The sequence below is a fragment of the Lentimicrobiaceae bacterium genome, from assembly GCA_020636745.1.
GTDB lineage: Bacteria > Bacteroidota > Bacteroidia > Bacteroidales > Lentimicrobiaceae > Lentimicrobium.
This window is the reverse complement of sequence record JACJXH010000002.1, coordinates 96,040-107,997: the sequence shown is the minus strand read 5'-3', so window position 1 is coordinate 107,997 and position 11,958 is coordinate 96,040. Positions and strand designations below refer to the sequence as shown.

At 41.7% G+C, this 11,958-nt stretch carries 8 protein-coding genes; 6 read left to right on the top strand and 2 right to left on the bottom strand.

The genetic code is table 11. The annotated features are described in order from the left end of the window. Positions 1-4 precede the first annotated feature (4 nt). Positions 5-208: a hypothetical protein gene (locus tag H6541_03380; GenBank protein MCB9014812.1), complete on the bottom strand. Its 204-nt coding sequence runs from the start codon at positions 206-208 to the stop codon at positions 5-7. A 452-nt stretch (positions 209-660) separates the two neighbouring features. On the opposite strand from H6541_03380, the gene H6541_03375 reads away from it, so the two are divergent. The 5 genes from H6541_03375 (at position 661) to H6541_03355 (ending at position 5,815) form a co-directional block, all read left to right on the top strand. Next, positions 661-897 (top strand): acyl carrier protein, encoded by a 237-nt coding sequence (locus H6541_03375; GenBank protein ID MCB9014811.1) that lies wholly within the window; start codon positions 661-663, stop codon positions 895-897. 12 nt (positions 898-909) lie between these two features. Continuing rightward, positions 910-2,163, top strand: a complete 1,254-nt coding sequence (gene fabF / locus H6541_03370; protein MCB9014810.1) for a beta-ketoacyl-ACP synthase II — start codon at positions 910-912, stop codon at positions 2,161-2,163. Positions 2,164-2,175: 12 nt separating this feature from the next. After that, positions 2,176-2,916 (top strand): ribonuclease III, encoded by a 741-nt coding sequence (gene rnc, locus H6541_03365; GenBank protein ID MCB9014809.1) that lies wholly within the window; start codon positions 2,176-2,178, stop codon positions 2,914-2,916. A 111-nt stretch (positions 2,917-3,027) separates the two neighbouring features. Further along, a complete protein-coding gene (locus tag H6541_03360; protein MCB9014808.1) occupies positions 3,028-3,483 on the top strand; it encodes an IPExxxVDY family protein in 456 nt (151 codons plus the stop codon). Between the two features lie 55 nt (positions 3,484-3,538). Then, complete coding sequence (locus tag H6541_03355; GenBank protein MCB9014807.1) at positions 3,539-5,815, top strand: patatin-like phospholipase family protein; 2,277 nt, start codon at positions 3,539-3,541, stop codon at positions 5,813-5,815. A gap of 30 nt (positions 5,816-5,845) precedes the next feature. Here H6541_03355 and H6541_03350 read toward each other — a convergent pair whose 3' ends face one another. Next, entirely contained in the window at positions 5,846-9,214 is a 3,369-nt protein-coding gene (locus H6541_03350) for a methylmalonyl-CoA mutase family protein (protein MCB9014806.1), read from the bottom strand. Positions 9,215-9,571: 357 nt separating this feature from the next. Between H6541_03350 and H6541_03345 the strand changes: the two genes are divergently transcribed. Then, entirely contained in the window at positions 9,572-11,944 is a 2,373-nt protein-coding gene (locus H6541_03345) for an immune inhibitor A (GenBank protein ID MCB9014805.1), read from the top strand. Positions 11,945-11,958 lie beyond the last annotated feature (14 nt).

Below are 11,958 nucleotides of genomic sequence, written 5' to 3'. Positions count from 1 at the left end.
TCTGTTAGTTTTCGAAATATTCAGGTATGTTGTGATACTCTTTCTCAACCGCCGACTTTTTGGGAAAGCTTTGATACCAGAAATAACCGATAACACCTAAGATCAAAGCCATTACTATCAACACAATGATAAGGCATCCAAAACAGCAACCTCTTTTCTTTTTCTTTTGAATTGGATTGCCGGATGGATTATCAACAGAAGTAGCCATATGTATATCATTTGCGAAAACCAGAATCAGTCAAATTTAGGTCATCTTTTTGAATATCACAAATATAAAAAATATGATTATGCTCTGAATCACTGGTTTTATCAATGTGAGCAGATATAAATACCAATGGTAAAAAGGCCTCTGTTATTTACAACCTGAAACAACTCTCATGAATCATAATTTAGGTTCGAAAAGCATAGAAAGCACTCCACTGAAAGTTGTAGAAATGAAATTTTAAGGCAATTTTAATACTTTGGTCTATTCAACCGTAGAATGTTGTATAACATGCATTTAACCAACCGGGCACAAACACTTGTATCATATTTAGATTGGTCTATATTATTGTTTTACTGTCATTTAAGCAAATAACAAAGGCAGGTCAGACACATTTTTTTGCTTGGTATTTGAATAATTTGTTTCTTTGCACCCTCAAACCAAAAAAGGAGAAAAAAATGTCAGACATTGCAACAAGAGTTAAAGCTATCATAGTTGATAAGCTTGGCGTTGATGAAAATGAAGTAACTCCCGAAGCTAGTTTTACCAACGATTTAGGTGCAGATTCTCTGGACACTGTTGAATTGATCATGGAATTCGAAAAAGAATTCAACATTGCTATTCCCGATGACCAGGCCGAAAAAATCGGCACCGTAGGTGATGCCGTTGCCTACATCGAAAACAACACTAAATAAGGAAATTCCTGAATGAAGTTACGACGAGTAGTAGTAACAGGACTAGGTGCACTTACTCCATTAGGCAATACTGTTCCGGCATACTGGAACAGTTTGATTAATGGAGTAAGCGGTGCTGACCGTATTACACGGTTCGATGCAAGCAAGTTTAAAACTCAGTTTGCATGCGAAGTCAAGGGCTTCGATCCCCTGGCACATTTTGACAGGAAGGAAGTCCGGAAGTACGATCCCTACGCCCAGTACGGTATGGTTAGTTCTGATGAGGCTGTTGCCGACGCCGGACTAGTACCCGAAAAACTCAATCTCGACCGTATTGGTGTTATCTGGGCCTCAGGTATTGGTGGCCTTCTTACGTTTCAGGAAGAAGTTAGCAGTTATGCCAAAGGAGATGGTTCTCCCCGGTTTAATCCTTTCTTTATTCCTAAAATGATTGCTGACATTACCGCCGGACATATATCCATTAAACATGGATTCCGCGGTCCGAATTTTGCGACAGTTTCTGCTTGCGCTTCATCGGCCAATGCTATTGTTGATGCATACAATTACATCAAACTTGGCAAGGCCGATGCATTTGTTTGCGGAGGTTCAGAAGCTGCAGTGAATGCTTCGGGTGTAGGAGGATTTAATGCGATGCATGCTATCTCAACCCGCAATGATGATCCCCAAACGGCCTCACGCCCATTTGACAAAGACCGCGATGGTTTTGTAATTGGTGAAGGTGCTGGTGCACTGGTAGTTGAAGAACTTGAACACGCAATTGCCCGTGGTGCCAAAATTTATTGTGAGATTGTCGGAAGTGGTCTTACTGCCGATGCATACCACATGACAAGCCCGCATCCTGATGGAGACGGCGCACGCAGAGCTATGCTTTCTGCTATTGAAGAATCGGGATTGAATTTTACTGATATTGATCACATCAATACTCATGGAACTTCGACACCACTTGGAGATATAGCTGAAATAAAAGCCATTACAGCTCTTTTTGGCGAACATGCACCCAAAATCAATATTAACAGTACAAAATCAATGACCGGCCACTTACTCGGTGCCGCCGGAGCCATTGAATCTGTAGCTACTATCCTTGCCGTTCAGAACAATATTATCCCTCCAACCATCAATCATTTTACTGATGATGAGGAGATTAACAATACCCTGAACTTTACCTTCAACAAAGCAGTGAACCGTACAGTTAATGCGGCTATCAGTAATACATTCGGCTTTGGAGGACACAATGCATCTATTCTGTTCAAGAAATTTGTTGAATAAGCTGTGCTTCCCATTAAAATAAGACCGATTCGATTCTACCTTTCTCACGAAAAGCATTTTTTTGAAGCTATAAAAAATATTTTCGGGTTCTATCCCGAAAATATTTTTTTGTATAAACTGGCCTTCAGGCATAAATCACAAGCCGAAGAGTTACACAATGGTATCAGAGTCAGCAATGAACGCCTTGAATTTCTTGGCGATGCTGTTCTGAGTAATGTCGTTGCCGATTACCTTTTCAGGATGTTTCCTTATAAAGACGAAGGTTTCCTTACAGAAATGCGCTCAAAAATTGTGAGCCGGGCACAGCTCAATAAGTTATCACTGCGCCTGGGAATTGACCAGCTCATCATCCACACTCAGGAAAAAAATAACGTTTACCGCTCCATTAAAGGAGATGCCTTTGAGGCTATTATTGGTGCCATGTATCTTGACAAAGGGTACACTTTTACCCGCAAAGTACTTATAAACAGGGTAATAAAAAACAACTATGACCTTAATGAGCTGATGAATACCGACGTGAACTTCAAAAGTAAATTGATTGAATGGGCACAGCGTGAAAAAAAATCAATTGAATTCTCGGTTATACAGGAGGTTGGCACCGGATATCATAAGCAATATGTAGTTGATGTTCGTGTTAATGAAGAAGTCGCCGGCACCGGACAGGACTACTCTATTAAAGGTGCTGAACAAAATGCCGCAATGAAAGCTATTGAATTTTTTGGGATAAACGGAAATCCAAAATCATCGAACTAAGCCAGCAAGACATATAGTATCAGACAGGATGCAATTATTGCTGATTACAAGTTTATTTCTGCCTTCAAAAACAACAAATTAAGTTTCTTATATTTGCACGAAAGTACCGCAATGGCAAAGAGGAAACTCATTAGTACACCGGCTTCTTATCCTGGACTCAGCATTATCGCAATCAGCAGTACATTGCGCGATTACCGGCTCGCTTTTTATATAAATCAGGCGGCCGGGCTTGACCTGGCAAAAACAGACGATCTTCCGGTTTTTATGGAGCGCGAAGCCAAAGAATACACTTATCCCCTCTTTGCTTGTTTTGAATCAAGCCTTAGAACACACTATTACCTTATCGGAAATAATCATACCGGCGGTAAAATGTGCCCTGATTATAAACATGCAGATTATCTGTTGCTCCTCCACAGCCCCGAAGACAATGAAAATGCCACGGAAATGATGGCTAATGTCAAAAAAATTGCCGGAATTCAACTGGCCATTCAGGCCGATTTATCAAAAATAAGGAACCTTGAAGGACTAATGAATGATCTGGAACTTCATCTGGTAAAAAAAGGATAAACTGCCATTTCTGAAGATTGACCTGCATTTTCAGAATACAATAAACAAATTAATTATGCGCTTTATTTTAAAAAAGTTAATTCTTGTCGTTTTCCTGAGCTTTAATCTTATTAATTATGCCAATGCCCTGGGAAATGATTCTACTTATCATACAATGCATCCTCTCAAACCCGGCCTCACTTTAAGTGGCGGTGGCGCCAAAGGTCTTGCTCACATAGGAGTTCTTCATATTCTTGACAGCCTGGGAATAGAAGTCAGAGTGATTACCGGAACCAGCATGGGCAGTATTATAGGTGGAATGTACGCTGCAGGTTATTCTGCGAATGAAATTGAAAAATTTGCCACCAATATAGACTGGGAGTCACTCTTTTCCCCGAGACCGTCACTATTATATATTCCACCTCAAAACAGAAACAACTCAGGAAATAATATCATTGAATTATCAGTAGAAAGCGGAAAAATTAAATTACCTACCGGAGCTATTGAAGGACAACAACTATGGAATACACTGAACGAAATATTTCTACCTGTTTATAAAACCCGCAATTTTGAGCAACTCCCTGTCCCGTTCGCTTGTGTAGCTACTGATGTTGCCACAGGGACGCCGGTTGTGATGAAAAATGGGAATCTGACAAGTGCCATCAGGGCATCAATGGCCATCCCTTCTGTTTTTACCACTGTTATAAGAGACGGCAAGAAACTGATTGATGGAGGTGTAGTTCAGAATTTTCCGGTTGGCGTCGCTAAAGATCTTGGTGCCGATTTTGTGATTGGAGTAAATGTATCGCAAGGGCTGCAGGCTTCAGACCAACTCAACACTCCTGTTGATATCCTTTATCAGATGGGATTTTATGTTGATGCCCATAACTTTATTAATGATTATAAATTAACTGACATTTATATTGAACCTGATTTAACCGGATTTACAGCCGCAAGTTTTACCAACGCTGCTGAAATTATTGAACGAGGGAAAATTGCTGCACGTAAACAACTTGTACCATTGATTCAACTGGCTGAAAACTTAAAAACCTTAAATCAACCCAAATCAAGTCGTGACACTACATTAATTCAAAAACAATACGTTGTAGATTCAGTCGTTATTGAAGGTAACAAAATTCTTAGCGATCACTTTATTCATAATAAACTTAACATTCATAAAGGTGACACGCTGCAATCAAAAGATTTTACCAGTAAAATAAACCGGCTTTTTGCTACAGCTTATTTTGTGAGGGTAAACTATTCCTTATCTGTCGCACCTAACCCTGATCATGTAATATTAACCGTTGATGTAGATGAAAAACCGACCAATGGTTTGCTGGCAGCCATCAACTTTTCCTCCTTCACCGGGGTTGGATTGATTGCTGGCTGGCAATCAAACAGGTTTTTATTCAACAATGCCAAAGCAAATACCAAAGTATTAATTGGTGAAAATCCAGCCTTTAAAGCAGGAATTTCATATTATTTGGGCAATAAGCAAAAGCACTGGTTCGCTTTTGATGGGAACGGTTTTCGTCTTAACTTTCCGGTTTATGATAATTTCAGACCTGTTTATGAGTATGTTCAAACCCGAGCCCAGATTGGGCTTTCCATCAATGCTTTATCGGGGAAAAACAGTTTTTTAAGCATCGGTACCTCCTTCTTTTATCACGAATTAAAACCTAAAATCATCAGTGACAAATCAGTAGAAGGTCATAACACCGGTTTTGAAACTTTTTTCAAATGGAACTATCATTCATTGAACAGGAATGCATTTCCGTTATCGGGCCAGAAAATCAGTTTTCAAACAAGCCTTATTCATGGTCAAACTCCCAAATTTGACGTTAAAAACTATAATGGCGAAATTGTATCGCTAAGTACAATGAATATAGAAATTCAAAACTTTATTCAGGCACTTTTTTCGTGGGAAAAATATCTTCCTGTGGGAAAACGAATGACACAAATCATACGGCTTCAAAGTGGTTACAATTTTAATTACGATCAAAGTTTCATCAATAGTTTTAACATGGGTGGAACCAATAACTTTCTGGACAAGCAATTTATATTTACAGGGCTGAATGAATACGAAGTTATCACCAATTCAGTATGTTCAGGTGCGTTTGGACTTCAATATTCGCTGGGGAACAGCCTTTACACTTCGGCACTGGTAAACGGAGCCGTTTATGACTTTGATTTAGAGAAACTCAACCTTGTAACCATCGATGACAATTTTGTTATTGGGGCAGGTTTAAGCCTTGGATACCTTTCACTGTTAGGGCCGATTGAGCTCACATTTTCATACAGCCCTCAAACCAATAAAACAATTGGTTATATCAACCTTGGATGGTATTTTTAGCTTTACAGGAATCATTAGCACTTCATAACCCTACATGTTCCTTCGGTACTGTCCTCCTACCCTGAACAGTTCATTGGTTATTTGACCAAGTGAGCAGTATTTGGCAGCTTCCATCAGCGATTCAAACACATTTCCGCCAGTGGCCGCCGTATGGTGTAATTGCCTGAGCGCTTGTTCCGCTTCAGAAGCCCAGGTTTTATGAAGCTGTTGCAGCATTTGCACCTGATAATCCTTTTCTTGCCGGGTAGAGCGAATTACTTCTGCAGGAATTACGGTTGGCGAACCTTCCGGGGAAAGAAAGGTATTGACACCCATAATAGGAAGGGTGCCGTCATGTTTCAACTTTTCATAATAGAGCGATTCTTCCTGAATCCGGCTGCGCTGATACATGGTTTCCATGGCCCCTAACACACCACCGCGTTCGGTAAGCCGGTCAAATTCAGCCATTACAGCTTCCTCTACCAGATTGGTAAGTTCTTCAATGACAAAAGCCCCCTGCAGTGGATTCTGATTTTTTGCCAGCCCAAGCTCATGATTAATAATGAGCTGAATAGCCATTGCCCGTCTAACAGATTCTTCGGTAGGGGTGGTTATCGCTTCATCATAAGCATTGGTATGCAATGAATTACAATTATCGTAAATGGCATAAAGAGCCTGAAGCGTTGTTCTGATGTCATTAAACCCAATCTCCTGTGCATGTAATGATCGTCCCGAAGTCTGAATGTGATATTTGAGCATCTGTGCCCGTTCACCTGCTCCATATTTCAGCTTCATGGCCTTAGCCCATATTAACCGTGCAACCCTTCCAAGCACGGCATATTCAGGGTCAATTCCATTTGAAAAAAAGAAAGAAAAGTTTGGCACAAAATCGTCAATCTTCATTCCCCGCGAAAGATAGTATTCCACATAAGTAAAACCGTTGGCCAGAGTTAATGCCAGTTGGGTTATGGGATTGGCCCCCGCTTCGGCAATATGATAACCTGAAATGGATACTGAATAGAAATTTTTAATTTGATGAAGATTAAAGTATTCCTGAACATCGCCCATTACCTTTAATGAGAAATCGGTAGAGAATATACAGGTGTTTTGTGCCTGATCTTCTTTCAGAATATCAGCCTGAACAGTACCCCGGACTTTAGCAATGGTATCAGCTTTAATTTTCTGGTAAACATCAACCGGCAATACCTGATCTCCTGTTACGCCCAATAACATCAGTCCCAGCCCATCGTTGCCTTCGGGCAAGTTGCCCTGATAAGCGGGACGAACAGTTCCCCGTTCTTGATAAATCTGCGCAATTTTAGTCACAACTTCTGTTTCAAGACCGTGTTGTTTTATGTAGAGTTCACATTGCTGATCAATAGCGGCATTCATAAAAAAACCCACCAAGGTAGGAGCAGGTCCATTAATAGTCATACTTACTGAGGTTGCAGCATCGGCCAGGTTAAAACCAGAGTAGAGCTTTTTGGCGTCATCGAGGCAGGCTATTGAAACCCCTGCATTGCCAATTTTCCCGTAAATATCAGGTCGGATATCGGGGTCGGCTCCATATAAGGTTACTGAATCAAATGCCGTTGAAAGGCGGCGGGCAGGCATTCCGGCAGAAACATAATGAAACCTCTTGTTGGTTCTTTCGGGGCTTCCTTCCCCGGCAAACATACGCGTAGGGTCTTCATTTTCACGCTTAAAGGGATAAACTCCGGCAGCAAAAGGAAATTCGCCCGGAACATTTTCGCGAAGCGTCCATTTTAAAATATCACCCCAGCTGTAATACCCGGGCATGCTGATTTTAGGAATTTTTGAATGGGAAAGTGATTGTGTATGCGTTTCAATCCTAATCTCTTTTCCGCGAACTGAAAACACATACTCCGGATCACGGTATGCCTTTTTCTTGGCTTCCCAGTTTTCGAGTATTTTCAGGTTTTCTTCGCCCAGCAATTGTCGTAATGCAGCCGATTTTCTTTTTAACACTTCCGGCACTTCTACCGACTCAGTTTCAAATAGTAAGATTGAATTTTCAACAGACTGTAATTCAGCGGCCATTTTCGCAAGCGCCTCCGACTGTTTGTTATATGCACGAACCGTTTCGGTTATTTCCGATAAATATCGGGTACGCGAGGACGGAATAATCTGGCTTCGCCCTTGGCCATCATCTGGCGAAATCAAGTTAGATTTAAACTTGGTACCAGACTTTTCATTCATCAACCCGGCAAGGTGATCATAAAGCTTATTAACCCCTGCATCATTAAACTGCGAAGCCATGGTGCTGAATACAGGCAGGGCTTCAGGATCAGTTTCCCAGAGTTTATGATTACGGGCATATTGTTTTTTTACGTCACGCAAAGCATCAGCAGCACCACGCTTATCCGATTTGTTGATGGCAATTACATCGGCAAAATCGAGCATATCAATTTTCTCCAGTTGCGAAGCAGCACCATATTCTGGTGTCATTACATAAAGTGAAATGTCTGCATAATCCACAATTTCGGTATCACTCTGTCCAATGCCCGAGCTTTCGAGTATAACCAGGTCAAATCCGGCATTTTTAACAATACAAACAGCATCGCTGATGTATTTTGACAAGGCAAGATTGGCCTGGCGGGTAGCCATACTACGCATATAAACGCGGGGTGTATGAATGGCATTCATGCGAATGCGGTCGCCGAGCAGCGCACCTCCACTCTTACGCCTGGTGGGATCAACCGACAGGATAGCCATCTTCTTTCCGGGGTTTGACTGAAGAAAGCGCCTCACCAGTTCATCAACCAACGAAGATTTTCCGGCACCTCCGGTTCCGGTTATGCCCAACACAGGGCTGGATGGTTGATTACAGTCCTTTCGGAGAATATTTGTAAGTTCTTTAATGCTTTCAGGATTATTCTCAGCTGCTGTAATCAATGAGGCAATGGCCCCGGTATCTCCTTTGCGTATATCATCAGGCAAAATTCCATCAACATGACCCACCGGAAAATCGGCTTTTTGGAGCAAGTCGTTGATCATTCCCTGAAGTCCAAGTGTACGGCCATCATCAGGCGAATAAATACGGGCAATGCCATAGCTGTGCAGTTCTTCTATTTCGTGAGGCAGGATTACACCACCACCGCCGCCAAAAATCTGAATGTGGCCACAACCGGCTTCGTGCAGCAAATCAAACATGTACTTGAAATACTCCATATGCCCTCCCTGATAGGAAGTAATGGCAATTGCCTGTACATCCTCCTGAATGGCACATTGCACCACCTCCTGAACGGAACGGTCATGTCCCAGATGGATGACTTCAACACCAGAAGATTGCAAAATACGGCGCATCACATTGATGGCAGCATCATGCCCGTCGAAAAGCGCAGCAGCGGTAACAATGCGGATATGATTTTCGGGCTTATAAACGAGAGTTTCCTGCATATGGAAATATGTTGAAATATGGTTTCGTTATAAATGGAAAGATAAGTAATAAATTTGAAGGGAGATAAAATTGCTGCCGGCGTTTTCAGGCTTTCATCCCAATACCCATCCGGAAAACCTCTGTAGTAGCTGAATTTAATAGTCATGCAAGTAGTTGAATAACAAAATAAAAGAGAATTGGTTCAAAAAGAAGGGAAGTGATGGCAGGGTTAAACACCAAACTCCTTCTTTTCCTTTCGGATAAAGTTTCATGCATACTTATGCTTTATCGGTTTTAAGATTCCATCACATTCACATTCTTTCACAAAAAATATGTACGTTTGTGCATCCATGTAGATGTGGCCTAACTTTCCATTTATGAAAAAAATAATTACGCTTTTATCTCTTTTGCTGATGATTTCAGCCATGACATTTGCTCAGAACGGAAAATATCTGAGGGTTAAAATACAGCTGAAAAGTGGAGATATTACCAGGCTTTCAAAGGCTGGTATTTCAACCGATGCAGGTTTCTACAACAGTAAAGAAAACTATTATCAGGCTGAAATTCCTGAGAGAGATTATCGCAAACTTCAGGAACTTGGATTCGAAACGCAGGTTTTGGTTGAAGATTTATCAGACTGGTATGCCAAACGCAATGAAGGCATCGACATCAGACAGCTTAAGCAGGAAGCCATGCGTGAAGCATCGGACTACGAAGTGCCTTACGATTTTGAATTAGGTTCTTGTGGCGGATTCAGTACCATTCAACAATGCTATACGCACCTTGACCATATGGCTGATTTATATCCCGACCTTATCACTGTAAAGCAGCCCATTTCATCAACATCAACCACATTGGGCGAGCCGGTTTATTATGTAAAGATATCTGACAATCCAAACGAAGCAGAAGATGAACCTCAGGTGCTTTATACGGGTATGCATCATGCCCGTGAACCAATCGGCATGCAGCACCTTCTGTTTTATATGTATTATATTCTCGAGCATTATAATACTGACCCTGACATTAAACAATTGATTGACAATACAGAAATGTACTTTGTTCCGATTGTAAACGTTGATGGTTATCAGCATAATATTACAACCAGTCCAAACGGGGGCGGAATGTGGCGTAAAAACCGCCGCAATAATGGCGACGGAACTTTTGGTGTTGACCTGAACCGCAATTATGGCTTTGCATGGGGCTACGATGATGAAGGCTCATCTCCATACCCCAGTGATGAAACTTACCGTGGACTTTCAGGTTTTTCAGAGCCTGAAACTCAAATAATGAAGGAATTCTGTGAAAGTCACAATTTCAAAATTGCACTCAATTACCATTCATACAGCAATCTGCTGCTCTATCCCTGGGGCTATATTTCTGATGCTTGTCCGGACGATAATGTGCTGTTTGAATATTCACGCAGAATGACAGCCGACAACAAATACACTTACGGACCGGGAAGTACCACCATTTATCCGTCAAACGGAGGATCCGACGACTGGATGTACGGAGAACAAACCACAAAAAACAAAATTCTTTCCTATACGCCGGAATGCGGCGGAAGCAGTGATGGTTTCTGGCCTTTGGCATCGCGTATTATTCCGCTTTGCCAGGAAAATATGTTGCAAAGCCTGCTGGCAGCCCGCTTTTCGGGAAGTTATGCTGAAATTGAAGACAGAACTCCTCTCATTATCCCTGAAAAACAGTTTAACATTGATTTTGCCCTCACCCGTTTAGGCCAGACCGAAGGCAATTTTACGGTTTCGGTTGAACCTCTGGGCGAAGATTTTGTTGCCGTTGGCGAACCGGTAGCATTTGGAAGTCTTGCTTTGCTTGAAACAAAGATAGATTCGATTTCAGTGACACTTAACGACAATATCAAGAATGGCGATACCATTCGTTATGTACTGGCCATCGACAACGGATACTATATTACCCGCGATACCATTCAAAAATATTATGGAACTCCAGTTGTCGTCTTTTTTGAAGATTTTCCGGATGTTGAAAACTGGACAGGAGCCTGGGGCTTATACAGCACCCTGCCCTATTCAGCGCCTTATTCTATCGCCGACTCGCCTGCAGGCAACTATGGCAATAATGCCAACAGCTCCATCACACTCACATCCGATATCTCGTTGCAAAATGCTTCGCTTGCCATGCTCAGTTTTTATGCCCGATGGAGGATTGAACAGGGGTATGATTATGTGCAGGTAAAAATATCAACCAATAACGGAAGCACCTGGACTCCTCTTTCAGGAAAATACACAAAAACCGGCAATTATAATCAGGCAGCCGGACAACCACTTTATGATGGAATCATGAACCAATGGGTTCATGAAGAGATAAACATCAGTGAATTTGCCGGCCGTGATATTAAACTCAGGTTTACCCTGCGCACCGATGGAAACACAGTGGATGATGGTTTCCTATTTGATGATTTAAGCGTTTCTATTCTGGATATAACAACCGGCATGCATTCTCCGAACACGCAAACGCTGCCATTTATTTCAGAACTTTGGCCTAACCCTTCAGCCAATAAAATCAAACTAACTTACACCCTGCCTGATTTCAATGGAAAAGCAGCAGTAGTTATAACTGATTTGAGCGGAAGAGTTGTGCTTTCGATGCCAGTTGATGAAAAGAAAGGGGAACTGGAGTTTGACGCCTCTTCTCTATCTCCTGGATTGTACTTTTGTAACCTGGTTGCCGGAACCAGAAGCCTTGCTACAAAAAAATTCGTCAAACAATAATTCAGCTGAACATA